This is a genomic window from Thiomicrospira sp. S5 (assembly GCF_003991075.1).
Classification (GTDB): Bacteria; Pseudomonadota; Gammaproteobacteria; order Thiomicrospirales; family Thiomicrospiraceae; genus Hydrogenovibrio; species Hydrogenovibrio thermophilus.
The window spans coordinates 79,570-105,459 of record NZ_CP014470.1; the positions used below are offsets into that span (position 1 = coordinate 79,570).

Below are 25,890 nucleotides of genomic sequence, written 5' to 3' on the forward strand. Positions count from 1 at the left end.
AAGGATTATGCTAAAATGTCGCCGTTTAGCGGAACTGGGTTCCGTTAGGATTAAATTCTCGTAATTTTAACCTTTTCTCAGGGCGGTTTGGGATGTCTGTTTACACTGTCGTTAATCAAGCGGATTTGGAAGCGTTTTTGGCGGATTTTAACCAGGGAACGCTGGTCGCGTTTGAAGGCATCAGTGCCGGCATTGAAAACACCAACTATTTTGTCGATACCACGGCCGGGCGTTTTGTCCTCACCATCTTCGAACACCACAGTTTCGACGAGTTGCCGTATTTTCTCGACATCATGGCGTTTATGGCGGAGCACGCCATTCCCACCGCGCACCCCAAGCCGACGCGTGACGGTTCTTATCTCAAGGAACTAAAAGGCAAGCCGGCGGCGCTGGTGGAGCGTTTGACCGGTTCCGGTGTGGAGCATCCGACGTTAAAGCAATGCGAAGTGATGGCGACGTATTTGGCCAGGTTCCATTTGGCCGGGCAGGATTATGACGCTTTCCGCGCCAACGATCGCGGTTTGGACTGGATGCAATCGACGTTCGAATTGATTCGTTCCCATTTGCCGCAGGATGAAGTCGATTTGATCGAATCCGAAATCACTTATCAGGCGCAGCAAGATTGGACCCACTTGCCGAAAAGTGTGATCCACGCCGACCTTTTCTGTGACAATGCCTTATTCAATGGGGATGAGTTATCGGGTATTATCGACCTGTATTATGCCTGCAATTCCGCCATGTTGTATGATTTGGCGGTGATGGTAAATGATTGGTGTCGACTGCCGGATTTAACCTTGTGTGAGGAGAAAACCGCGGCGGTGTTGAGGGCCTATCAGCAAGTGCGCCCAATGACCGAACTGGAACAGCAAACCTGGCCGGCGGCGTTGCGAATGGGTGCGTTGCGTTTTTTCTTGTCGCGTTTGAAAGACAAGCATTTGCCGAGAGAAGGCGAAATGACGCAAATCAAAGACCCTAACGTTTTCAAAAGCCTGCTTCTGGCCCATCGTTCGCATTGATTTTGGCATCAAAACTCTCTAAATTTTCTGAAAATCCAACCCTGTTATTTCCCCGGAATTAAAAAATTCTATCGAAAAATCAGTAACTTTTGCTGGCGCTTCCGGTCTCAATTGTTATATTGATGTAACACTATATCATCGGTTCATTATATTCTAATAAATTGATACCCAATTTGTATTTATGGGTAAAGCCCAAGCTGTCCAAAGAAGGGGGTTCTATGCACTCAGTTTTCAAAAACCTTTGGTTTCGAGATCCAAAGGAAAAACCGACTTTCATCAACGATAACGCCGTGAAAATCCGCGCCGGAATGTTGTTGATTATTCCGATTTACATGACTTACACCTTGATTGACGTGGTGTTCGGTTCCAGTTGGTCGGTTCTGGAAAACACCACCATGATTGATACTTTGGAAACCGATTGGAACTGGCACACCATTTATCAAGTCCAGGCCACCCAGCGGGTGTACGATTACACCATCCAAACCTGGGTATTGTTCTATGGCCTGTTTGAAATGATTGCCGGGATGTTCGTCACCACCTCGCGTTTGTCGCCGACCATCTACATTGCTTCCTTTCTGGCGAAAACGCAGAAACCGAATTGGAAACCGTTGGTGCCGAAACGCTTTGCCTGGACGATTGGCGCGTCTTTCATCACCGTTTGTTTGGTTTTCTTTAATCCAGATGTGTTCGCCAACTGGGTGAATACACTTTTCAGCAGTAAATTGTTGCCAACCACAGAGAACTATATGTCCAACTGGATTCCGTTGATTCTGGTTTGGGTGTGTTTCGGCTTTATGTGGCTGGAAGCGATTCTCGGATTCTGTGTGGGCTGTAAGGTACACGCCTTGTTGGTGAAAGTCGGTATTTTCAAAGAAGAATGTGAAGCTTGTAACAACATTGATTGGGACGAAATTGCCCGTAAACATGCGGAACGTCAAGCGCAGGAAACGGCGCCAACCAACTCCTAAGAAACCGCTCAATCCTTTAATCAAAAACCGCCAGGCCTTTATGCCCAAGGGTATGGCGGTTTTTTGTTTTTGGCGGTTGGATGCGTTTGGGGGATGCGGTTTGGTATTATTTCGCCGGGTCGACGTAGCCGCCGATACTGGTATTGCAACGGAACCAACCGGCAATGCTGACGCGTTCATGTTGCGCGGGCAACACTTCGTGCGGAATCCATTCACTCATAAACACCGCCATCTTCCCCATTTCCGGCAGGATTACCGCCAGGCGTTCGTCGCCTTCTTCGGCGTAAAGCACCAGTTCCCCGCCCCAATCCGGTTGCCAGTTTGGGTTGAGATACAACACTGTGGTCACCATGCGGTTGGCGCGCCCGCGAAAACTGTCGAAGTGTTTTTTATAGAAATCGCCGCGTTTATAAAGCGCAAAATGGCATTCGTATTCGAACAGCCCTAAAAACAGTGCACGGTTCAATTGGCAGCGTAATTCCGCCATTTGTGCCAAGTACAACTGCTGGGCATCCGTGGCGCCGTTGAGCCATTTGATTTGGTCACGCCGAATCGATTCGTTGATTTGATGAATGTCGCCGCGGCCGATACCGGCTCTCTGCAAGTCGCCTTGAGCATCGTAAGCTTCCACTTCGGATAATAACTGTTCACACAAAGAATCGGTTACGGCATTCGGCCATTCATACCAACCTTGTTCGACCAAGGCATCCAACAGTTCATTCAGGGCTTTGGGGGTGAGTTTCAGCGGCATAAGCGCCTCCAGAGACAAGACGAAGGATTATGCGCCGAAAAGAAAATTTTGGCAACGAAAAGATGGGCTTGAGATGGAATAAAGAAAGGAGGCAAGCTGATTGCCGGCGCCGAACGAATGTCGTCGCCAGGCAATGGAAAGCCGGTTGGATTACCAGGCTTTGTACGGAAGGAATTTACCGTTCATGGTGACGACAACGCGGTCACCAGCGGGGTTCTCTTCTTTATCGATGTCCATGGAGAAATCGATGGCACTCATGATGCCGTCGCCGAATTTTTCATGAATCAATTCTTTCATGGTTGGACCGTAAACACCGACAATTTCGTACAAACGATAAATCAATGGATCGGTTGGCACCGCTTTTTCCCATGATTTGTGCGGGTAGGCTTGCAAAGCGGCTTCAATATCCGCGCCCAATCCCAAGAAAGCGGCCACTTTCGAAGCCGGCTCGGCGTCCAAGTGGTTCATCCCCAAACAAGCGGATGTGGTATAGACTTCACTCAATCCTGCGGCCGCCGCAATATCACTCCAACCAACGGATTTCTCCGCTTTAGCCAGGATAATCGCTTCGGTCATTTCTACTTTTGACATCATAGTCTTTGTCTCCAATAAAGAGCATCTTGTGGTTTCAGAATCGATTCTGTCGCGAACCAAGGTGCTCTAAGTTAATTAAAATGCCATGACCATAATGCAAGGCTTGTGCCAATTTATTAAGTAGTTGATTTTGTTAAAAATTATCTATTTTTTGCCGTTTCTATCCTTTCTTTTTGTCAATAATTGTTAACAAATATTACCAAATGTAAAACTTTGTAAGTAATTTGTAGACATTTTCCGTTAATTTATTAATCTGAATTATAAACAATATTATGTAAATATTTGAAAAATAATATTTTGTTAAATTGTGGCATCCTTCACGCTATGACTGGGTAAGTTTCGAAGAAGTCGAAATTATTCACTTTAAAAATTTACGAGGAGTCTCAAATGAGCGAAGTCTATATCCCTTCATGTATCCGTCCAATCGATAACGATGGTTTGAACAAATTGGCCGAAGCCGGGAAAGCCGCACCGGATACCATCAAAACATTGAAGTCCAAAACCGTATTGGAAGGTCAGTTCAAAAACTTGAACTACATCCGTGATTTGGACCCGGTTGTTGTGGACGAGCCACCTGTCTTGTTGGGTGAAGACACGGCACCAAACCCATCTGAAATGGCTTTGCTGTCTTTGGGTTCATGTTTGTCGGTAGGCGTTCAAGCCAACGCAACAGCGCGTGGTATTAGTTTAACCAAATTGGAAATCGAATTGGAAGGTGACATCAACATCACCGCTGTTTGGGGTACCGGTGATGTGGATCCAAACAAAAAATTGGGTGTCACCGAAGTGCGTGCCATGTTCACCATCGAATCACCAGAAGCATCCAAAGAAGATTTGGAAGCTTTGGTTGCGCACGCCATCAAATGGTCACCAGTTGCCAACACTTATATGAATGCGGTGGATCTGTCCGGTAAGTTAGTCGGTTAATCACACTGTCCAGGCCTGGCGGTTTTCGCCAGGTTTTCCCACTTTGAAGGAGAATGACCATGATTAGTCAAATTGTTCAAAAAGATCTGAAGCCGTTAACTGTGGCGATTGATCATGGACAGTACACGACCGAAATTTTATCGAAAGTTGGCCAGGCCGGCGCGTTTCGTCACCACATTCCATCCCTGAACAATGGTGATTTGAACCTGTTCGGAACCATTCAGGATATGGCGACCGTGTCCGAAGAATGTATGTCGACCGGCTTTATGATGTGGGCGCAGTCCGTCTGTACCTGGTACATCGAAAACTCTGAAAACGAATGGTTGAAGTCCGACATCTTGCCGAAAATGGTGGATGGCGAATATTTCGGTGCCACGGCTTTGTCGAACCCGATGAAGTATTTTGCCGGCATTGAAGACCTGAAATTGTCCGCGGAAGAAACCGAAGACGGTTACATCATCAACGGCACCTTGCCTTGGGTATCCAACTTGTTGGAAGGTTCTAGCAATCACTTCTTCGGCTCGATTTTCAGCGTGCACGACCATGACAAAAACTATGAAAAAGATGTCATGGCCCTGATTCCATGTGATTTGGAAGGCTTGACCATGAAACAAATGGCCGAATTCGTCGGTATGGAAGGCACAGGAACCTATTCCCTGTTGTTCGACAACGCCTTCTTGCCTAAGAAATACCTGTTGGCCGACCCTCTGAAACCGTATTTGGAAAAAATCAAAGCCGGATTCATTTTATTGCAAACCGGTATGGCCGCCGGAGTCATTAAAGGCGCCGTCAACGAAATGGAAAAAGCGAATCTGACCTTGTCCGAGATCAACGAATATCTGGACGATTCGCCGGAAGAAATAACAGAAGATTTGGAAGATGCCATCGATTTGATCGAAGCCCTGTGCGAAGACCCTTTCACACCGGGACAAGAATACATCAAGTCGGTACTGGAAGCCCGTTTGCTGGGCGCGGAAATCTGCAAACGCGCGGCCGATTCGGTCATGCAGCACGCCGGAGCCAAAGGCTATCTGGTGGATGCCGCACCGCAACGCAAACTGCGTGAAGCGTATTTCGTGATTATCGTCACGCCATCCATCAAGCATCTTCGTAAGGAAATTGACCGCATCGAAGCGGCATAGGAGACCAAGATGAGTGAAGATTTTAAAAAGTATATTTGTAAGACATGCGGTTTGATTTACGACGAAGAGCTGGGCGATCCGGATTCCGGATTGGCGCCGGGCACGCGTTTCGAAGACATCCCGGATGACTGGTACTGCCCTTTGTGCCTGGTGAGTAAATCGGATTTCATTCCACTGGACGAAGCGAAGGCGAAATCTTCACCGGATGGTGCGCCTAAGCGCAAAGCCAGCACCCATGCCGACGTTTTGATTATCGGCGCCGGTTACGCTGGTTGGCAAGCGGCGGAAAACGTTCGTCAAGCCATGCCGGACGCCGAAATCAGCTTGCTCACCGCTTGTGACGGAACCGTCTATCCGAAACCGTCCCTGTCCATGGCCTTAAGCCAAGGGAGAACGCCGGACGACTTAAAAGAAATGACCGCCGAAGCCAAAGCCGCCGAACTGAATATGGGTGTTAAAACCCGGACCAAAGTCATGTCCATCAACACCAAGCGTAAAAAGGTCATGACCACTTCCGGCAGCTTCCAATACGACAAATTGATTCTCGCGACCGGTGCCAAAGCCCTGTCGCCAACCGTGGACGGCAATGCCGCCCAGGACATCATGACCATCAACGACCTGCCGGCTTATAGACGTTTCCATAAAGCCCTGGAAGGCAAAAAATCCGTCACCCTTATCGGCGGCGGTTTGATTGCCACCGAGCTGGCCGAAGACCTCAGTTCACAAGACATCGAAGTCAATATGGTGGTGCGTGGTTCGCATTTGATGAGCCAGATTCTGCCGCAGGCCATTTCCCAGTCGTTGGAAGAAAAGCTGCAAAGCAAAGGCGTCAAGCTGTACAAAAACTCCGAACTGGTGGACATGAATCAAGCCGAAAACGGGTATAGGCTGAACACCGACCAAGGCGAATACATCGAAACGGGAGTCGTGGTCGCCGCCATTGGCCTGGCACCGAATTTGGAATTGGCCAAAAAAGCCAAGCTGGAAACCAATCGCGGTATTTGCATTAACGGCGCTTGCCAAACCTCTGACCAGGATATCTTCGCGATTGGCGACTGCGCCGAAGCCGGTGGCGTGTTGCAAGCGTATCTGGAACCGATTCGTCGTCAGGCCAAAGCCATTGCCGCGCACTTGAAAGGCGAAGACACTGACCAGTTCCAAGTGTTGCCAAGCTTGATCAAAACCAAAACACCAAGCTTGTCCATTATGATCAGTCCACCATTGCACGCCACGCACGGCCAATGGGAGCAAACCATGATGGTCGGCGACAACCAACGCCTGCTTTACAAAGAAGGCGAGGACGTCTCCGGCTTCGCCCTCAGCGGCGACCTGGTTACCAGTGCCAACGCTCTTTACCAAGAGTTGTTCAGTGCGTAATTCAGCATTTAATCTGCACCCAAAACAACGCCCAAAAAGCGTTACAGCTCATAAAAGGTCACTTCGGTGGCCTTTTTTATTGAATTGACGACTGAAAGCATGATTATTCACCTTTTTGTTTGAGGTTGTCTTCCAGTGCTTTAGTCAGGCTTTCAGGTTCATATTCTTTTTCTGCATAGCTTTCGACTCTATCCATAAAGCTGTTGGGGATTTCTATTTTATGAGCAATTTTGTTATAGCTTTTAGAAACGTTGACCGAACCATTCTCTCTAAAAACAGGTTGATTTATTCTGACTTCGGCGTCTTTTACTCTTTGGAATGTACAGCTTGTTGTTCCTGAAATATAATCAAGATTTTTATACAGTCCTCTTTCGTACTCGGCAATCGTATAACTTCCAATAGAACTACGTTTATCTTTCCCGTAGACAATTCCTACTAAATCCAATCCAAATTTGGCGCCTAAAAGATGGGTGCCACGCTTAGTGATTCTTTTGTAGATGCTTGATGGTTCGTTTGTTGTTAATGCTCTAACCGATTTTTTTCCATATCGAGAGTCATAACGCAATTCTGTATTCCAAGGTAAGTTAGCCGAAGAGGGGATATATAAGTCCAGCATGCAGGCAATTGGAGTGCGGCATTTCTCCATATCCCCAAAGTAACCGCATTGTTTAATGTAATAGGTTCGGTCTACTCGGTAAGCCAAGGCTTCCGCTCCTTTTAAGGAATCATCAATCCATTTTTCCGGCATGCCGAAGCGTTTTGCAAATGCGGTTGTATAGACCCAAACATGGGGATCGTAAGCATAGGTGCCGGATTTTCCGGAAGCCTTAAATCCCTCTGCCGTGAAGCGGGATTCGTAGTTCCAGTTTTCACGGGGTTCGGCCTGGACGGATGATGTTAATCCCAGTAAGCAAAAGACTAAAAGCCACCAGGCCTGGCGATTTTTAAGATATTGACCGAAGGTTGTGGTGCTTGGATGTTTAGTGGGATGGTGAATCATGAATATAGCGTCGTTAAAAAATAAGTGTTTTTCATTATAAATGAGAGAGATAATTTAATGAAATTTGGTTTTAGCTAGCTAATCAAAAATCCGTTCTTTAATGACAGGATTTTTAGGCGCCATTTGCTATAATAAAAACCAACTTATATTTCTATTTCAAACGGAGGATATTGATGATTGTTGTTAAAAGCCTCCGGGTAGTTTTTTCGTAGATTTAGTCTTCGCTACCCGGTCAGTGTACCGGGGCCTTTTCAGCCCCAGAATTTGATTTCTTACAACGCTTAAGCGTTATGGGGCTTATGATGACATCACATTATTCGACATCACATTATTCTCTTCATCAATTAGGGTGGAAACCCTTTTTTCAACACCAACTGTCACTTGATGCGTTGGAAACCTTGATTCCGGCGCGCGTCTTCGGCGTCGAACGTTCGATTATTCAGTTATTGACCACGGAAGGTCCGTTGTCCATGACGATAACACAATCCATTCCTAATCTGGCGGTGGGCGACTGGGTTTTAATCGATGCCGAGCATCGCTTTGTTCGCTTGTTGGACCGAGCGTCGTTGTTTTCGCGAAAAGCGGCGGGCACACGGGTTGATCGCCAATTGATTTCCGCGAATGTGGACTCGGTTTTGATTGTCAGTTCTTTGAACAACGATTTTAATTTGAACCGCATTGAGCGTTATTTGGCGTTGGCGCATGAGGCTGGTGTGGAGCCGATTGCTGTGCTCACCAAAGCCGATTTGTGCGATGAGCCGGAATCGTTTGTGGAAGCGGTTCAAGCGTTGGATAGGATGCTGCCGGTGTTTGCGGTGAATGCCCATGATTCCGTGACTTTACAGGCGTTGGAACTCTGGTTGTCGCCCAGCCATACGCTGGCTTTTTTGGGGTCGTCCGGCGTGGGCAAATCCACGTTGGTGAACACGCTGTTGGGCGGCGACGTTCAGGAAACCAATCGGATTCGCGAAGACGACAGCCGAGGGCGTCATACCACGACGGCGCGTTCGCTGCATTTGACGGCATCCGGCCTGTTGTTGCTGGATACGCCGGGGATGCGTGAATTGCAATTGGCGGATTGCGAACAGGGCGTGGAGGAAACCTTTGCCGACATCGCCACTTTGGCGGAGCAGTGCAAGTTTTCCGATTGTCAGCATCAGTCCGAACCGGGGTGTGCGGTTCGGGCGGCAATTGAATCCGGTCAGTTGGCGGAGCGCCGTTTGGTGAATTACCACAAGCTGATGAAGGAGCAAGCGTTTAACGCCGTGACTTTGGCAGAAAAACGCACGCAAGACAAGCGCTTCAGCAAAATGGTCAAATCCGTTAAACACCTCAAGCAACGATAACTTGAAGCCGGTTTACGGTTCATCTCAAAAACCACCAGGCCTGGTGGTTTTTTACTTTCTGCGTACCAAGCGAATCACATAAAGCTCAGTAGCAGTGTCAGGGTCACAAGCGACAGCACGGTGGAAAAGAGTACCGTTTGGGCGGTGGTGACGGCTTCGCGCCGATAGTATTCGGCCAACATGAACGGTCCGGTGCCGGTTGGCAAGGCGGCTAACAGGATGGCCATCATCGCCAGTTCATAATCCATTTCAAACACGCTTAGTGCTAACCAAGCGACTAATAACGGTTGGGCAATCAGTTTGATGGCGGTCAGTTGCCAGGCGGTTTTGCGTGCCGTGGCGGTATTCTCATTGGAAGACGCCACCGCATCCGCCAGAAAAAGCCCCAAGCTGACCAGAGCGGCCGGGCTGGCGGCACCGCTCAACAGGGTTAAAAAGGTTTCCAAGCCTTGCGGCAGTTGCCAGGAGGTCAAGGCAAACAACATCCCGGCGATGGGCGAGACAATCAAGGGGTTGAGAAACACGGCTTTGAGCACGTTTTTGATTTTAAGGCGCAAGCTGGCTTCCGCTTGCAGGCCGGTTTCAATCAGGATAATCGCCATCGCAAAGACGATACTGACCACGATAATGCTGGCAATGGTGGTCGGCACCTGACTGGACGCTCCGAACACCAGAAACAGCAGTGGAAAACCGACATAACCGGTATTGGAATAAGCGGCGGAAACACTGTCGATGCTGGCATCGGCCAGCGGCACGCCTTGTTTGAGGCGCCAGATGATCACCAACACAAACAGGCCAACCGAACCGATGAGATACACCAGAATGAAATCGGGCAAGTAGAGTGCTGACCAGTTGCTGTTGGCCATGATGTCGAACAGCAAAGCAGGCAGCGCCAGCCAGACCACGAAACGGTTCAGCTCGCTGGCGGCGGTTTGTCCCATTACGCCGGTTTTGCGGCTGATGAATCCGGCGGCGATCAGGCCGAAAATGGGTAACAGAATTGAAAGGGTTCCAAGCATGAAAACGGGTTATGTCAGTGATGTGAAAGCGTTAGTATAGCCAGCCTGCCGGTCTAAAGACAGGCTGAGTGGTCAAAACCGCCAGGCCTGGCGGTTATTGGGTATTCGGGCATTGGTCGGAGAGAACCTTGTTAAGCCCTTCCGCGGACTTTTCAAACGTCAGTTGGCCGTTCTTGACGGTAAAAATATACAGGGTGTCGAAGTCGCTGCCGTGCCATTTTCCGAAATTGTAGTCGGCCCCATAGATATCGTTGACGTGTTTGGCAATGTCTTTAATTCGGGTGTGTTGCCAGACGATGAGCGCGGTTTTTCCTTCGTATTGTGATGAGGTGGCGAGCTGGGCGATGGCTTTGGGTTTGTCCACGGCCACACAAAGGTTGACGCCGGTGTTGAAGAAGGTGGCGGTTGGCAAAGCGGTTTGAAAGGGTCTCAAGGAGAAAGCGCCTTTTCCGTCGGCACCGTATTTGGTGGTGAAGTGCGGCGAAGGGGTAAAGACCGCATCGATGGTTTTGAATCGGTTTTGCATCACTTGCGGAAGGTGCAGTGCCCGGTTTTCACCCCGACAATTGAGGACGCCACGGTCATTGGCGATGGGTCGCGGTTTTTCGCCGTGCCGAGCGATGATGAGTGTCAGGTTTTGGGCCGGGGTTTCCGAGGCGGTGCATAGGGCGGGTTCTGAAGCGGCCACATGGCCGATGCCGGATAAAAGCAGACTGATCGCAATGAATGGGGTGAAGAACTTGGCCATGGCGGCTCCTTAACGCGAGGGTATCAATACGGTTAATCGTAACCGTATTTTATCCTCCGTGCGGGGATTTCTGTCGCTTTTATAACCCGAGTTTTTTCAAGCGATAACTGAATTGACGCGGTGTCATGTTCAGCAGCAGGGCGGCGCGGGTTTTGTTGCCGCGCGCCATTTCCAGAGCCTGTTTGAGTTGTTCGGACTCGTCTTCGGACACCCGCCAGTAAGCGCGCTTGTCGTCCATGGCGGTTTGGCCGTTCGGAAATGCCAGACCGTTGTTAGCATGGGGCGCGAACCCGTTAGCGGTCGCTTGGCCGTTCACCACTTGCGGTTCTTGCGAGAATGCTTCAAGGTTCGGGGTGACCGGTTGCAGTTCGTTTTCCAGCGGTTTGACATGGCCGCCGTGGATAATCGCGCTTTCTTCCTGAATGATTTTTTCAATCAACCGGGCGGAAATCAGACGGCCTTTGTCGGCCATCAGCACAGCACGTTTCACCACGTTTTCCAATTGGCGGATATTGCCTGGCCATTCATAGCCTTCCAAAAACGCCATGGCGCCTTGGTCGTAAATGGCGCTGGTGTGGTATTCCTGGTTGGCCTGGTTGAGGAAATGGCGCGCCAACAGGCGGATATCGCCCTCGCGTTCGCGCAGCGCCGGCAGTTCGATCGGGAAGACGTTCAAACGGTAGAACAAATCCAGGCGGAAGCGCCCCTGGTTGACGGCTTCGTGCAAATCTTTGTGGGAAGCGACTATGATGCGGGTGTCGACATGAATCGGCTTGGTGGCGCCGACGCGGGTTACGCAGCGTTCTTCCAGCACGCGTAACAGTTTGGCTTGCAGGCCAAAATCCAAGTCCCCGATTTCATCGAGGAACAGGGTGCCGTTGTTGGCGAGTTCGATTTTGCCTTGCTTGGTTTGGGTGGCGCCGGTGAAAGCGCCTTTTTCATGCCCGAACAATTCGGACTCCAGCAGATCCGGCGGGATGGCGGCACAGTTGATGGCAATAAACGGGCCGTCTTGACGGTGCGACGCCAGATGCAGCATTCGTGAAAAACGCTCTTTCCCCGTCCCGGATTCGCCTTTCAGCATGACGGTGACGGCGGTGTTGGTGGCGCGGCTGACTTTGTTCAAGGCGGCGCGCAAGGCGGCACTTTCCCCGATGATGCCGTATTGGCTGCCTTGGCCAAGCGCCATGGCGCGTAACTGCTCGTTCTCTTCTTTCAGCAATTGGGTTTGCTGTTCGATCATGGCGTTCACCGCCAGAATTTCACTGATGAACAGCGACATCAGTTTGAGAATGCCCAAATCGCGGTCCAGCGAACGGGGGCGTTTGCTCAAACGGTTAACCGCTAAAACGCCGACGGTGGTGCCGTTTCGGACAATCGGCGTAGCGATGAAAGCCACGGTTTCCTGCGGAAGCGTGGAGCGGTCGACGGTCCGGAACAGGTAGTCGTCTTCACGGTCGATGTCGGCGACGATAATGGGGCTGCCGGAGTGCATGACCTTCCCGGAAATCCCTTCGCTGATGGCGAAACGCCCTTGGGCGATTTCTTCTTTGGTCAGGCCGTAAGCATAAGCGGTGTGCAGGTAGCCGGAGCTGCTTTCCTGCAACAGGACACGGCCACGGTTCAGCCCCATTTGACGCGAAATCAAGCTCAGGATGGTGTGAATCGCTTTTTCAGGCTCGTAGGCCTTTTCGATTTGCTCAGCCGCTTCCTTTATGACAATATATTCCGACTGGTTGGCAATATCTAAATGTTCAACGTGTTTCACAGAACCTACCCTTAAAGCGTAAACGCTTTCATATTAGGGCACCTCGACTAACCCTCAGTGGATTCTGGCAACGCCAAGTTTGTTCAGATCAAGGCATGAAGCTGCAGGAATGTCTAGACCTTGCAAAGCTTCATAACGCAGAACTGGCAAACTTGACTAAGCCCCTTCGGGCGGGTCTTGAAGGCGGATTCTTCGTTGTTGTGATTCTTGACCTTAGAATGGCTAAGGTCGGCGATTCACGCCTAGAATAAGCCGCCTTCAAGTCCCGCAGAATCTCACTGAGGGTTAGTTGAGGTGCCCATTTTGTTACAAAAAATGGAGAACCCTCATGCCGATTTCCTGCCATCTGTACGACCAATTGGAAGTGGCCACCATGCGGAAGCAGAAGGTGCGACTGAGGTTTGAACCACCGCATTCCGAAACGATTTTCGAAGGGGTGATTACGGACTTGTTCAGCCGCAACGGTGAGGAGTTCTTTAAAGCAAAAAACGGCGACCGGGAGAACCCGGTATGGCCGTTGGAAGGTTTGGTGTCCATTGAGATTCTCAAAGACCCGAAATAAAAAGGCAGGGGATGGAACGCCCCTGCAAAAAGTCACAATATTATTCAACACGCCATGAATAACGTTTGATTAAGGTCACGGCAATGAAATCCAGTAGGTAACCGATAATCCCGATGACCACAACGATGGCCGCCAAGGCCGCATAGTCAAGGGTGTCACGCGCATCATTGATGGCATAACCCAGTCCGGAGGTCACCCCCAGGTATTCCGCAGGAACCAAGACTACCCAGGCGACACCGATGGCGAGACGAATCCCGGCGAAGACATCTTGTGCGATGGCTGGCATGATTACGCGACGTAGCATCTGGTAACCGTCGGCACCCAGGTTTCTCGCCACTTGGAACCAGTTAGGGTCGATACGTTGCACGCCGTGTGCGGTACCGAATACGATGGGCCAGATGGTTGCCATGGCCAGCAGGAAGATGATGGCCGCATCCCAGGTTTCGAAAGCCAGTACGGCAATCGGCATCCAGGCCAGCGGGCTGATCATTCGCAGAAATTGGAACGGCATATTGGCGATTTGACGCACCATTAAAAAGTAACCCACCAAAATCCCGGTCGGCACCCCAATCACAATCCCCCAAAAAAGACCGTATACAATGCGGTACAAGCTGGAATAAATGGTTTCCCAGATGGTGCCGGTTTCAACCAGATACCACAGCGCTGAGAAAGTCGGTCCGGGTGCGAAATCGGCAAAGGCTTGCGTGTCCGGATTAGACGCGATTAACAGACCACCGACCCACCAGACCAAGAGAAGAATTCCCATCCCCACACTTGCGTTGATGATGCTTTGCATCCAGCCGGGCAGGCTTTTAAAGCCCGCCAATGCTTGGCCGAACGACAACTTTGTTGTTGCAGCCGAGTTACTCATAGTTTAAATACCTCTTCACGATGTGTTGGGTCAGCTGGGTTAACACCCGGTACCTTGTCCCAAACGTCGTATTTGTTCATGGCGTTGGTGACGTAGTCGTAATTGACCAGGTCTTTCAGCGCATAGTCGATATCCAGGTTGTCCAGGAAGGTTTTGTCCCCGGTCACCAAGGTTTCTTTCAATTGTTCCATCAAGAATTTGGTCGCGGATGGATATGGATATGGGTTGAAGTCGATACGGCCGATGTCCCAATCCGGGTGTTTGATTGCTTTTGGATCTTGATAATCCGCAGGCGAATAATCCGTCATTGCTTTTTCCACTACCTTGGCTTTCATCGGTAGGTAACGCTTGCCTTCACGTGACAGCATTTTCGCGACTTCTTCTTTGTTTTCCTGAGCGTATAGACCGCCTCGGACCACCGCGTTCATGACTTTTTGTGACCATTCCGGACGCTTGTTGACGTCGTCATCGTGCATACAGACAACGCAGCAAGGATGGTTTTCCCAGATGTCGCCGGTGAAGCGCAACATTTTCGCGCCGGCCAGGACTTCACCCGCCGCGTTGAACGGTTCCGCCACGATGTAAGCGTCGATTTTCTTCGCCGCCAAAGCCGGTGGCATATCCGGTGGTGGCATGATTTGCAGGTTGACTTGGTTTGGTTTCAACGGATCGGTCTGATCCTGGATAACCGGCTCCAAACCAGCGTTTTTCAGTGCCATCTGCAATACGATGTTGTGCATGGAGTACCAATAAGGCACGGCCACTTGCATGCCGCCCAATTCCGCAAACGACTCAACACCGGTGTGTTTCCCGACAACCAGGCCGGAACCGTTGGTGTGTGCCCAACCGGTGATTTTGACCGGGAAGTTGTTGTTGTAACGCATCCAGATTGGAATCGGCTTCAGGAAATGCACCAGGTTGAATTTGTGCGCCGCGAAGCCTTCGATCAATGGCGACCAACCGCGAATCAAGGTCGGTTTTTCCACTTTCAGGCCTTCTTCTTCAAAGAAGCCCATGCCGTGTGCGACCAAAAGTGCACTGGCGTCGGTGATCGGCAAATAACCGATACGGACGACTTCGTCTTCCGGAGGCGTCATGTTGGCGAACGCCTGTGTGGATGGTAAACTCATGGCGGCGGCCAAGCCACCGGTGGCGGCCATGCTGTCGAGAATGAACTCACGACGGCCTTTGGTCGGATTAAATGTATAGTCGTGTTTGGATAATTCGTTATCGCAATTGCAGTATTGACACATGTTGGTTCTCCTTTAAAGCGATGGAATATTAAGCATTCGATTCGGCGACACTTCGCTGCTTGGCCAAGTCAATTTTTTCGAATTCGTTAAATAGGTTTTCTTTCAGGGTATTGAACTCTTCCAATGAGCGGTCGCGCGGGTAGTCGAGCTTGACTTCCATTTCACCGACGATTTCCCCAGGGTTCTGGCTCATGATGACAACGTTGTCGGCCATGGCCACGGCCTCTTCGATATCGTGCGTGACCAGAATCATGGTGATGCCCTGGTTGTGGCAGATTTCGGAAACCTCGTTTTGCAATTGGGAGCGGGTAAAGGCATCCAATGCGGAAAAAGGTTCGTCCAACAGCAGGATTTCCGGCTCCGTCGCCAGAGAGCGTGCCAGTGCGACACGTTGCTGTTGCCCGCCGGACAATTGCTGTACGTTTTTGTCTTTGTGCTCGGCCAGACCGACCATGTCCAACAATTCTTCCACGCGGTCTTTTTTGTCGTTATAGGTTCCGGAGAACACCAGACCCAAAGCGGCGTTTTCACGCACCGTCATCCAAGGGTAGAGCGATGGTTTTTGGAACATCATGTTCCATTTTGCGCTGGGTTTGGTAACGGTGTGAGCGTTGATACGCACCGCACCGTCGGATGGAATCAACAGACCGGCAATCATTTGCAACAGGGTGGATTTACCACAGCCGCTTCGTCCGATCAAAGCCGTCAGCTGACCTTTCGGAATCGTCAGGTTGATGTTCTTCAGAGTGGGTTTGGTTTGTTTTTTAAATGTATGGGATAATTCTGAAATCCATACATTGGAGCCTTTTGCTGTCATAATCGAATCTTCTTTTATCAATTAAATTTATTAATGGTATAGCTTAGGTGGTGCCAACAAATATAAGTTTAATTAAATCAACAACTTAATTAAATTTTATGACAAACTTCGGCTGAAAATGAATTGGTTTGTTAACAATTGTTAACATTTTGTAGCACTTTGTCGTTTTTTGGTGCGTATGGCTGAAATGTCCGCTTCAAACGGCTTTCAGAAAAAGAAAGGCCCGCGTCAGCGGGCCAAGTGATTTTTATCAGTCAAAATGGTTTTCTGTTAAAACTTAACTTCACCCCAGACCCACAGTTTTGTGGTGTCGACCAGGTTGTTGTTCGCGGAAGAATCTTTCGCTGTATAGTTGGCGTATTTCACACCCACCGTGTAGATTTTGGCGAATTTCTTAGCCACCAACAAATCGTATTCCGAACCGTAGTCGTCACCACCTGTGTCGGCGCTGAAGTCATGGTAAATCGCAGCCAGTTTCAAGCCTAATGCTTTACCGGAAACGCTCAGGTAGTTATCCACCAAACCGTTGATTGGTGTCCCACCGGCCGGTCCGATGAACATATCCGCCCAACCGTTGAACAAGTGAACCGTACCCAATGGTGTTTGGAAGGAACTTTTGCCGTCACCGCCCAGTTTTTCCTGACCGGCTAAAATCTTAGCGGGACCGACGCCGACACCCAATTCGAAACGGGTGTAATCACCGCCCACGTCCCCTTTGGTGTTGGCGTATTTGCCCTGAGTCGCGTATTCAGCGTGGTAGAACAGTTTGAAGGTATCGCTCATTTTCGCTTTACCGGCGAAGCGGGCACCGTAGGTTTCACTGTCGGTCAAGTTTTGCAGGTCGTAATCCAAAAGGTAACCGTAACCGGTGATGGTGCCGAACGGGATGCCGGTGAATTTGGCTTGGATCGCATTGGACGTCATGGTTTGGTTAACACCGACCGGGTTGCGAACGTTCATGAGGTACGCATAGTCGATTTCGGTGTATGGAATGGCTTTGGTTTTCAAGCTGGCGGCGGTGTAAACCTGTTCCGTTTGACGCCAACCCACGTTCCCCAAGAAACGGTTGTCGAAAATAATACGTTGTTGACCGACTTTCGCGGCTGTCTCTTTGTATTTGTAACCGACCCAAGCCTGGTTCAATACGGTGATGGTAGGATCTAAAATAACGGCTCTGTTACTGTCTCCACCGGCTCCTGGCCCTGCGCCTACGAAGTAATCTTTACGGCTACCCAATGATTCGGTACCGGACATTTCGACCATACCGTTGAAGCCGTATAGGTCACCCGTTGTGTAACCAATACGGGTTCTTTCGGTAATGGCGGTCGCGTCTTTTTTGCCTGTTTGTTCAACGCCTTCGTAACGAACGCGGACATCGACATTCACTTTACCACCGGTTAGGGCGTCGGTGAATTGGTCTGCTTGTGCTGTTTGCGAAACCGCCATGCTGGATACCGCGATGGCCGAGCTCGCTAGGATGCTCTGGATAGAGCATGATAGAACCGTTTTTTTCATAATGATCTCCTTGTCTGAGCCTTCCGTATTGCATTGGATGTGCCAGCACAAACAAAGTGAATAAAATCAATAGATTATATTTATATGCACCCAAAATTTTGTTTAATGCGGTTGACAATACAGTTCAATCACCGACAAATTGTTCGGAATTGTTAACAAAATCAAGGTAAAACGGAAAGGAGGAAAACCGCCAGGCCTGGGTGTTTTCAAGACATGGCTTACAACAAATGTTGCCAAAAGAGATTGGCGGTCAGTGTGACGAAAGTGATACCGAGCAAGTTAAACGCCAAACCATAAGTGGCCATGGTTTTCACCGAAACGGCGCCGCTGCTCATGGCAATGGCATTTGGAGGCGTGGAGATCGGTAACATAAAGGCGTAACTGGCGCAGACGGTGGCGACCATCATCAACAAACGGCTGTCGAGTCCGCTTTGTTCACACACGGCCAGTAAAATAGGGAGTACCATCGCAATCAAAGCCGTGTTGCTGGTGATGATGGTGCTGAACGTCACCAGAAAGGCAATGATGGCGATGACCAACCAGGTGGGAAACACCGCGATGTGTTGTAACAGCCAGGCGAGTTGATCCGCCAGGCCGGTAGTGGTGAAAGCCCCGGCGATGGCAAATCCGGCGCCGAACAGAAAGATGATTTCATAAGGGATTTTTTTGGTGTCCTGCCAATTGAGAATGTCGAAGGGCGGTAAAAACAGCAAAAGCCCGAAACCGAGTAAAAGCCCTTTTTCATTGAACCCGCTCCAGCCGAGTAACGACGTCGCCAAGGCATTGATGACCAAAATCGCCACCAAAGCCGAGACCAAATAAAGCACTTTTTTCTGGCCGGAGTTGAGGGGTTGCGGTTTGAAGTCGGTTTTCAGGGTTTCGTTGACGGTGCCCAGCGCCAGGACCCAGCCCACCACCACGAACATTGCCGCCACCAACGGCAGCACCATCAACACCCAGTGGGCGAAACTGATACCGGGAATCAAATGTTGGTCGAAAAACCCGAACAGAATCAGATTCGGTGGGGTGCCGATCGGGGTGAGAATGCCGCCGACACTCGCGCCGTAAGCGATGGCGAGCGCAAAGCGCATTTGCAGTTCGCGTCGCTCGGTCAAAAACAGCGCCAACGGCATTAACAACAAGGCGGTGGTGGTGTTGGACAAAAAAGCACTCAAACCACCCGAGGTGATGGATAAGGCGTAAATCATCCCCCTTGGTGTAGCGGGAAACACCGCCAACATTTTCTGGGAAATCACATGATGCAATTCGGTTTTTTCAATGGCAATGGCGAGCATAAAGCCGCCGATGAACAGGAAAATAATCGATTGGGCATAGTTGGGCGCCACTTCATTGGTGTGGGTGATGCCGAACAGCGGAAACAGGACGATGGGTAATAACGCCACCCATCCTAACGGTAAAGCTTCATTGCTCCATAAAAACACCATGGTCACGACGATGCCGAGCAAGGTCGCTTGAATGCCGGGGAGAAAAGGGGTTAAAACCGCAAAAACCACCAGGCCTGACAGAATGGCCCAGATTAACCCTTTAATTTGTTGGGATTTTTCAATCAAGTTTTTTCCTTTTTCGGTCGAAAAAAGTGGCGGTAAACAGCCTAATCGACGGCGATAGCGATATAATGGAACAAATATGCAACCGATGCAAGCGACCTGCTTTCTTACGCAAATTATTGTATGGTTGTCGCCCTTCTTTTTGTTAAATGTTTCAGTGAGCGAATTCTAAGATGAATGCTTCCCAAGGTCGTACGACCGTTCAAAACATCGGTTTGTTTTTTATTGTGTTGGTTTTGGTTTACGGGGGCGGTTTCGCGGCCTTTTCCCATTTCAAAACCCAGTCGAATCTGGCTTTGGAAGACCTGAAGCAGCAAATCAATCATGAAGTGGCGCTGTTTGAAGACATTCAAGCGCAAATGGGTTACGGTCAGTTCATCCATAATTTCAAGAATCTGGTGATTCGTGGCGAGCAGGACTATCGTGCCAACAGCTATTCGCAACAACTGCAAGCGAATCTGGATCAAATCCAGGCGGACATCGACGAATACCGGCGCTTGCCGGGACTGAAGGCGCCGGAAACCGACGGGTTGAATGCCATTGAAGCCGTGGTGGCACAGTATCAGAAGATGGCCGATAAGGTACGCGAGCTGAAATCGCTGGGGTTGAGTGTGGAAGCCATCGACCAGCAAATCGTGGTGGACGACCGTCCGGCAATGGAGGCGTTGCAGGCCTGGTCAAAATTTCTCAAAGCGGATGCCACGCAACGCATTGCTGCACTGCACGCGGAAGCGGACCGTAATGAACTGATACAGTTGGCGGTGATTTTCGGGATTTCCTTATTGTTGACTTGGCTGGCGTTTGAATGGCTGGTGCGTCGCGCACTGGTTAAGCCGGTTTCACATATCAACCAACAATTGACCCGAGTGTGTGATGCCGAAGGCGATTTGGATATCCACGCCGACATTTGCGTGGAAGGGGCACGCGAAACCCGGCGTTTGGGCCAATACATCAACGGTATGTTGCAACGCATCCAGAACGAAGTGGCCAAAATGAACTCGGTCAAAACGGTGGTGGACCAAAGCACCGCCAACATCATGCTCGCCGATAAAGACCTGGTGATCACCTACATGAACAAATCGATTGTCAATACCTTGAAAAAGGTGGAAAAGGACATTCAAAAGATGTTGCCGCACTTTTCCACCGAAAAGCTGGTGGGGCAAAACATTGATGTGTTCCACGTGAATCCATCACACCAGCGCAAATTGTTAGCGGAGTTGACCGATACTTATGTGGCGAAACTGACATTGGGCGAATTGCATCTCGACATTATTGTCACCCCGATCTGGGGTGCGGATGGTGAACGCACCGGGTTTGTGACCGAGTGGAAAGACATCACCGAAACCGTCAAGCTGGAGAAGATGCAGGAAGCCGTGGAACAAAACCTGAAAACCATGGTGGAAAAAGCTGCCAAAGGCCACATCGGCGCGCAAATTGATGTTTCGGCACTGGACGGTTTTATCCGTGACTTGGGTGAGCAAATCAACACCATGTCCAATGCCATTCATGTCGCCAATAAGAAAATCTCCGACGTGATCGTTCACCTTTCCAAAGGCGATTTAACACCACGGGTGGAAGGCGACTACGAAGCGGACCTGGGCGCCATGCAGGCCGCCATTAATCAATCGTTGGATAATTTGTCGTTGATAATGGCGCAAGTGAACGTTTCCGTTCGGGAAATTGCCGAAGACATACAAGCCACCACAGAGCGTAACACCAACGTATCGTCACGTTTGCAGGAACAGGCGGCGTCTATTGAAGAAACCGCCGCGACCATGGAAGAGATGACGGCTGCCGTGCGTAACAACGCCCAAAACGCGCAGCAAGCCAATGATTTGACCGTTCAAGCCAGCGATAAAATGGCCGAAGGGGCACACATCATGCAACAGACCATTCAAGCCATGCAGGGCATTAAAGCGTCCAGTGATCAAATCGAACAGATTATCGGCCTGATTGACTCCATTGCATTCCAGACAAACCTGCTGGCTTTGAACGCGGCGGTGGAAGCCGCTCGCGCCGGAGACCATGGCCGTGGGTTTGCGGTGGTGGCCGGTGAAGTCCGTAATCTGGCCGGTAAGTCGGCGGATGCCGCTCGGGAAATCAAAACCTTGATTGAACAGTCGGTTTCGCAAGTGGAAAACGGCACACAGCTGGCCGAACAGTCCGGTGCGTCTTTGGATGAAATTAACTTGTCCATTCGTCAGGTGACGGAACGGGTCAGTGAAATCGCCACGTCTTCCTTACAACAATCGCAAGGGATTGAGCAGTTAAACCAAACCATTGTCTCATTGGACCGCAACACGCAGGAAAATGCTCAATTGGTCGAGTTGTCCGCCAACAGTGCGGAATTGATTGCCGGGCGCGCCAAAGAGCTGGTGAACCGGATGCATCAATTCACCATTGCCGGGCCTTTCATGCAACAGGCGGAAACTGAATTGAAAATTCATCACTCGGATAAGACGGCGGACAAAGACTAGGCAACGCTGGACGTTTCCGCCAAAGTTTCGCATAATGAAAAGAAAAAAGACGTAAAGCAAGAAAAGCCGGTGATCCATAATCTGGGTGGCGGCGATGAATGGGAGGATTTCTAACGCTTCCAAACGCTATGGGGCACTCGTAAGGCTGTTTGGGTGTCGGAGAAGGATTAAAGGTTCTATTAGATGAATCAATATCGCGACAGTGTGACGCTTGAACAGTATGAAGAATGCTTAGGCGATAAGAGCTTTTTCTATGCACACAATGCAGATGGCATTTTCACCTATGTCAGTCCGTCCATTACCGACGTTCTAGGGTACTCTCCCGAGCAGTTTCTCGTTCATTACAATCAATATCTAACGGATAACCCTAAAAATCGCTTGGTGCAATCCAATACGGAAAAGGTGTTGGCCGGAAAGAAGGTGCCCGCCTATACTGTGGAGATTTATCATCAAGACGGCAATGTTCGGTGGTTGCAGGTTCAAGAATTTGGTGTTTGTGATGAGAATGGACAAATTGTTTCGGTTCAGGGGTTGGCGACCGACGTTACAGTTTATAAACGCACGTTAAGGCAACTGGAGGTACAAACTCAGCGATTCCAGCGAGCTGAAAGTATGGCCAAAGTGGGTAGCTGGGAATTGAATCTGAATACGCAAGCCTTATATTGGTCTGAGGAAGTCTACCGCATTTTTGAAGTCAATCCAGCCCAAGTCACCCCTTCTTATGCGTTTTTTCTGGAAAATGTGCACCCTGAAGACAGAGCCATAGTGGATGAAATTTATCACCATTCCTTGAAAAAAAGAGCGCCCTATCAAGCCGAGCTTCGTTTATTGATGCCGGATGGCCGCATTAAGTATGTTTTGATGGAAGGTGCATCGGATTTCGATACGGATGGCTGCGCTTTAACCTCATCAGGTACGGTGCAGGATATTACGGCCTATCATTTAGCCAAGCAACAATTGGTGGAAAAACAAGCCTTATTAAAAGAAGCAGAGACCATTGCCAAAATTGGCTCTTGGGATTATGAAGTGACCACTGGAAAGGTGCTTTTATCGGACGGCTGTTTTGCCATTTTAGGGTTGCCGGTCGGTACTAAGGTCACTTACGACCAGTTTATTGACATGGTGCACGAAGAAGATCGTTCTTTGGTTGAATCTGGATTTAGCCAGCACTTGGATTCTGATAAAAAACACACTTTTATTTATCGTATTGTCCAGCCAAATGGCGACTTCCGTTATATCGAGCAACATGGCATTGCCCGTTCGTCAGAAGAAGGAGACTTGATTCGTATAGTGGGGACTTTGCAGGATATTACCATCCAGTATCAGGCACAACAGGCGTTAAAAAAACAAAAAAGGCTCTTGCGCTCGGTGATTAATGCCACCAGTGATTTGATTTTTATCAAGGATGCCATGGGGGTTTATCAAGGTTGTAACCCGGCGTTTGAACGTTTTACCGGTAAAGTGGAAGCTGAGATTGTCGGCAAAACCGATTACGATTTGTTCGACTGGGAGGTGGCCGATTTTTTCCGTCAGCAGGATTACGCCATGTTCGACAGTGGGAAGGCTCGGCAGAATGAAGAGTGGTTAATTTACCCCGACGGCTCAAAGGTATTAGTGGATACCTTAAAAACCCCCTTTTACGGTGAAGACGGTAATGTCTATGGTTTGGTCGGCGTCAGTCGAGATATTACCGAGCGTAAAAAAGACGAAGAAAAACTCTATTATCTCGCCCACCATGATGATTTAACTGGCTTGGCAAATCGCCATTTATTTACCAGCCTGTTGGATCAAGCCATTTCACACAGTGAGCGCCATCGGGAAAAACTGGCGATTTTGTTCATCGATCTGGATCATTTCAAGCAAATTAACGATTCCCTGGGCCACCAAATCGGTGATCAGGTATTGGAGCAAGTCGGTAAACAGTTGCAAACCACCGGTCGCAAGTCCGATACCATCGCCCGTCTCGGTGGCGACGAGTTCGCCTTTTTGATGCGTGACCTCAAACATCCGGAAGATGCCCAAGTGGTGGCGCAAAAGGTGCTAAAAGCCTTAGAGAAGCCGTTTTTGGTGGAAAGTCATAAGTTGTATATTGGTGCCAGTATCGGCATCAGCATTTACCCCGATAATGGCGAAACCTCCGATATCTTATTGCGCAATGCCGACGCCGCCATGTATCGTGCCAAGGATAATGACCGCAACACCTACGCTTTTTACACCGACGAACTCACGCAGATCGCGTTTCAGCACATTCAACTCGAATCCGAATTGCGACGCGCCTTGCAAGAAAATGAATTCGAGGTGTATTATCAGCCCAAATACGAGTGTGAAGGCAAACGCATTGTTGGGTCCGAAGCCTTGATTCGCTGGCAACACCCGACGCGCGGCATGCTGTTGCCCGGCCAGTTCATTGCCGAAGCCGAAAAGAGCGATTTGATTATCGAACTCGGCGAATGGGTGCTACGGGAAGCCTGTATCCAGAACGCCAAATGGCACCGCATGGGCCTGAAATCCGGCCGGGTGGCCGTGAATGTCTCCGGGCGCCAGATCACCAAGCACGACCTCAGTGCCACCGTACAGCGGGTGCTGCAGGAAACCGACTGCAAACCCAAATGGCTGGAGCTGGAAATCATCGAACGGTTTGTGATGAATTCACCGGAGCAAACCCTGCAGGTGTTGAATGAAATTCACAGCAGTGGTGTGGCCTTTGCGATTGATGATTTCGGGATTGAATATTCCTCATTGTCGTATCTCAAACAGATGCCGTTAAATACCCTGAAAATCGACCTGTCGTTTATTCGTGACATTCCGGAAGACAAAGACGACATGGCGATTGTCGAGGCGATGTTGGCGCTGGCAAAAAGCTTCAACCTCATCGCCGTGGCCGAAGGCGTGGAACGGGAAGAACAGTTGGATTTTTTACGGGCTTCCGGCGCCGACCGTTTTCAAGGGTTTTTATTGAGCCGCCCTATGCCGGCTTCCGAGTTTGAAGCCTTATTGCAAACCCACCCGACGCTTTAATTCGGCAATCAAGCCATTCACAAAAACCACCAGGCCTGGTGGTTTCCCATCCTAATTCAGCGGTGATATCGATAAGCCTGCAAAGCGGATTTGCTTTGTTGGTAGTTGGTCAGCCGGGTTTGCAGCGATTCCGGCAGTTCATCGGCTGTGATGGGCTGGAAGTCCAGCCGATGGTAAAATGCGTCGAGATGCGGCAACGCGAAGGCGTAAAGTGCACCGTCGGTGCCGGTTTGCAGGGCGTGAATCAAATGATGGCCAAAGCCTTGTTGGCGGTGTTCGGGGCGGATGAATAAGCCGCGTAACCACCAGGCCTGGTCAAATTCCGTTGTTTCGGGTTGATCGATCGGCACCAGGCGCGCGACGCCGATGATTCGGCCGTCCAGTTCGGCCAGCCAGACAGTATCAGTCTGTAAGGGCTGGCTGAGCCGGTTTTGCTTGTGAAAATGTTTCAGACGCGCTTGATGCGACGCATCGGCTTTAACACACAGTAGAGAAGACATTGACCATACCATCCGCAAAAAGAACCTATTGCGCGCGTTGCGGCTTACCGTCGCGCAGTTGCATTTGTGCTTCGGTGCGACCGGTCGCACACCGCTTGGGTCTGGGTATTTTACAGCATCCGTCCGAGCAGCATCAGGCGAAAGGCACGGCGCGTCTGGCGCATTTGTGTTTGCAGGACTGTCCGATTTGGGTGGGGGAATCGGTTGATGCGTTGCCGGAATTACAGGCCTGGTTGCAGGCTAAGCCGACGCTGTTGCTGTTTCCCGATCCGGAGGATAAGGGCGTTGATAGCGTGTCGAAAAAGGTCGTGTACAGCGCCGATACACTGGACACACCCGTATCCGAAATGCAGGTATTGCTGCTGGATGGTACCTGGCGCAAAGCCTATAAATTGTTGCAGACCAATCCGGCGTTGCAGGCCTTACCGAGTTTGCAGTTGAGCGGCGAATGGCGGTCTGCCTATGCCATTCGTAAAGCACCGAATGCCCAGAGTTTATCGACGCTGGAAGCGATTCATGCGGTATTGTGTGAATTGGAAGGGGAACCGTCGCGGTTCGACGGCTTATCGTTGGCGTTGGACGATTTTGTGGCGCAGCGCCAGGCGTTTGCGAACGGAAGCGACGATTCCACCAGGCCTGGCGAAAAGCGGTGA

At 50.0% G+C, this 25,890-nt stretch carries 22 protein-coding genes; 10 read left to right on the plus strand and 12 right to left on the minus strand.

Annotated elements, in window-relative coordinates; genetic code table 11:
* Positions 1 to 92: 92 nt before the first annotated feature.
* Positions 93 to 1,016 carry a homoserine kinase gene (locus AYJ59_RS00335; RefSeq protein ID WP_127118976.1) on the plus strand — a complete coding sequence of 308 codons (924 nt, stop codon included), beginning with the start codon at positions 93 to 95 and terminating at the stop codon, positions 1,014 to 1,016.
* 218 nt (positions 1,017 to 1,234) lie between these two features.
* A complete protein-coding gene (locus tag AYJ59_RS00340; RefSeq protein ID WP_127118977.1) occupies positions 1,235 to 1,984 on the plus strand; it encodes a DUF4395 domain-containing protein in 750 nt (249 codons plus the stop codon).
* Positions 1,985 to 2,090: 106 nt separating this feature from the next.
* Here AYJ59_RS00340 and AYJ59_RS00345 read toward each other — a convergent pair whose 3' ends face one another.
* Positions 2,091 to 2,735, minus strand: a complete 645-nt coding sequence (locus tag AYJ59_RS00345) for a 2OG-Fe(II) oxygenase (RefSeq protein ID WP_029939283.1) — start codon at positions 2,733 to 2,735, stop codon at positions 2,091 to 2,093.
* Positions 2,736 to 2,885: 150 nt separating this feature from the next.
* A complete protein-coding gene (gene cynS / locus AYJ59_RS00350; protein WP_068646751.1) occupies positions 2,886 to 3,329 on the minus strand; it encodes a cyanase in 444 nt (147 codons plus the stop codon).
* A gap of 387 nt (positions 3,330 to 3,716) precedes the next feature.
* On the opposite strand from cynS, the gene AYJ59_RS00355 reads away from it, so the two are divergent.
* The 3 genes from AYJ59_RS00355 to AYJ59_RS00365 are packed head-to-tail and all read left to right on the plus strand — an operon-like array spanning position 3,717 to position 6,775.
* Positions 3,717 to 4,256 (plus strand): OsmC family protein, encoded by a 540-nt coding sequence (locus AYJ59_RS00355; RefSeq protein WP_029939281.1) that lies wholly within the window; start codon positions 3,717 to 3,719, stop codon positions 4,254 to 4,256.
* Positions 4,257 to 4,315: 59 nt separating this feature from the next.
* Entirely contained in the window at positions 4,316 to 5,398 is a 1,083-nt protein-coding gene (locus AYJ59_RS00360; RefSeq protein WP_127118978.1) for an acyl-CoA dehydrogenase family protein, read from the plus strand.
* Positions 5,399 to 5,407: 9 nt separating this feature from the next.
* Positions 5,408 to 6,775: an FAD-dependent oxidoreductase gene (locus tag AYJ59_RS00365; RefSeq protein ID WP_127118979.1), complete on the plus strand. Its 1,368-nt coding sequence runs from the start codon at positions 5,408 to 5,410 to the stop codon at positions 6,773 to 6,775.
* A gap of 103 nt (positions 6,776 to 6,878) precedes the next feature.
* Here the strand turns inward: AYJ59_RS00365 and AYJ59_RS00370 are convergent, their stop codons facing one another.
* On the minus strand, positions 6,879 to 7,775 hold the full coding sequence (locus AYJ59_RS00370; protein ID WP_127118980.1) for a hypothetical protein: 897 nt from the start codon (positions 7,773 to 7,775) through the stop codon (positions 6,879 to 6,881).
* Positions 7,776 to 8,074: 299 nt separating this feature from the next.
* Here AYJ59_RS00370 and rsgA point away from each other — a divergent pair, with 299 nt between their 5' ends.
* The gene (gene rsgA / locus AYJ59_RS00375; protein ID WP_237260350.1) at positions 8,075 to 9,121 is read left to right on the plus strand and encodes a ribosome small subunit-dependent GTPase A; all 1,047 of its coding nucleotides are present in this window, start codon (positions 8,075 to 8,077) and stop codon (positions 9,119 to 9,121) included.
* Positions 9,122 to 9,195: 74 nt separating this feature from the next.
* Here the strand turns inward: rsgA and AYJ59_RS00380 are convergent, their stop codons facing one another.
* From AYJ59_RS00380 to AYJ59_RS00390, 3 genes are all read right to left on the minus strand, one after another.
* The gene (locus tag AYJ59_RS00380; RefSeq protein ID WP_127118981.1) at positions 9,196 to 10,140 is read right to left on the minus strand and encodes an AEC family transporter; all 945 of its coding nucleotides are present in this window, start codon (positions 10,138 to 10,140) and stop codon (positions 9,196 to 9,198) included.
* 94 nt (positions 10,141 to 10,234) lie between these two features.
* Positions 10,235 to 10,888: a histidine phosphatase family protein gene (locus AYJ59_RS00385; RefSeq protein WP_127118982.1), complete on the minus strand. Its 654-nt coding sequence runs from the start codon at positions 10,886 to 10,888 to the stop codon at positions 10,235 to 10,237.
* Between the two features lie 79 nt (positions 10,889 to 10,967).
* The gene (locus AYJ59_RS00390) at positions 10,968 to 12,656 is read right to left on the minus strand and encodes a sigma-54 interaction domain-containing protein (protein WP_127118983.1); all 1,689 of its coding nucleotides are present in this window, start codon (positions 12,654 to 12,656) and stop codon (positions 10,968 to 10,970) included.
* Between the two features lie 328 nt (positions 12,657 to 12,984).
* On the opposite strand from AYJ59_RS00390, the gene AYJ59_RS00395 reads away from it, so the two are divergent.
* Entirely contained in the window at positions 12,985 to 13,218 is a 234-nt protein-coding gene (locus AYJ59_RS00395; protein ID WP_127118984.1) for a Rho-binding antiterminator, read from the plus strand.
* A 40-nt stretch (positions 13,219 to 13,258) separates the two neighbouring features.
* Here AYJ59_RS00395 and AYJ59_RS00400 read toward each other — a convergent pair whose 3' ends face one another.
* From AYJ59_RS00400 to AYJ59_RS00420, 5 genes are all read right to left on the minus strand, one after another.
* Entirely contained in the window at positions 13,259 to 14,089 is an 831-nt protein-coding gene (locus tag AYJ59_RS00400) for an ABC transporter permease (protein WP_127118985.1), read from the minus strand.
* Positions 14,086 to 15,342: an ABC transporter substrate-binding protein gene (locus AYJ59_RS00405; RefSeq protein WP_127118986.1), complete on the minus strand. Its 1,257-nt coding sequence runs from the start codon at positions 15,340 to 15,342 to the stop codon at positions 14,086 to 14,088. Before AYJ59_RS00405 ends, AYJ59_RS00400 begins: the two co-directional genes overlap by 4 nt.
* Positions 15,343 to 15,370: 28 nt before the next feature.
* Positions 15,371 to 16,159, minus strand: a complete 789-nt coding sequence (locus AYJ59_RS00410) for an ABC transporter ATP-binding protein (RefSeq protein ID WP_029939270.1) — start codon at positions 16,157 to 16,159, stop codon at positions 15,371 to 15,373.
* A gap of 270 nt (positions 16,160 to 16,429) precedes the next feature.
* On the minus strand, positions 16,430 to 17,674 hold the full coding sequence (locus AYJ59_RS00415) for a hypothetical protein (protein WP_127118987.1): 1,245 nt from the start codon (positions 17,672 to 17,674) through the stop codon (positions 16,430 to 16,432).
* Positions 17,675 to 17,892: 218 nt separating this feature from the next.
* On the minus strand, positions 17,893 to 19,245 hold the full coding sequence (locus tag AYJ59_RS00420) for an SLC13 family permease (RefSeq protein WP_127118988.1): 1,353 nt from the start codon (positions 19,243 to 19,245) through the stop codon (positions 17,893 to 17,895).
* Between the two features lie 170 nt (positions 19,246 to 19,415).
* On the opposite strand from AYJ59_RS00420, the gene AYJ59_RS00425 reads away from it, so the two are divergent.
* Together AYJ59_RS00425 and AYJ59_RS00430 are read left to right on the plus strand one after the other, a co-directional pair.
* Positions 19,416 to 21,719, plus strand: coding sequence for a methyl-accepting chemotaxis protein (locus tag AYJ59_RS00425; protein ID WP_127118989.1), 2,304 nt, complete (start codon positions 19,416 to 19,418; stop codon positions 21,717 to 21,719).
* A 183-nt stretch (positions 21,720 to 21,902) separates the two neighbouring features.
* The gene (locus AYJ59_RS00430; RefSeq protein ID WP_127118990.1) at positions 21,903 to 24,737 is read left to right on the plus strand and encodes a sensor domain-containing protein; all 2,835 of its coding nucleotides are present in this window, start codon (positions 21,903 to 21,905) and stop codon (positions 24,735 to 24,737) included.
* 56 nt (positions 24,738 to 24,793) lie between these two features.
* Here the strand turns inward: AYJ59_RS00430 and AYJ59_RS00435 are convergent, their stop codons facing one another.
* A complete protein-coding gene (locus AYJ59_RS00435; RefSeq protein WP_164730705.1) occupies positions 24,794 to 25,237 on the minus strand; it encodes a GNAT family N-acetyltransferase in 444 nt (147 codons plus the stop codon).
* Here AYJ59_RS00435 and AYJ59_RS00440 point away from each other — a divergent pair.
* Complete coding sequence (locus AYJ59_RS00440) at positions 25,237 to 25,890, plus strand: tRNA-uridine aminocarboxypropyltransferase (protein WP_127118992.1); 654 nt, start codon at positions 25,237 to 25,239, stop codon at positions 25,888 to 25,890. The two genes, AYJ59_RS00435 and AYJ59_RS00440, sit on opposite strands and share 1 nt — an antisense overlap.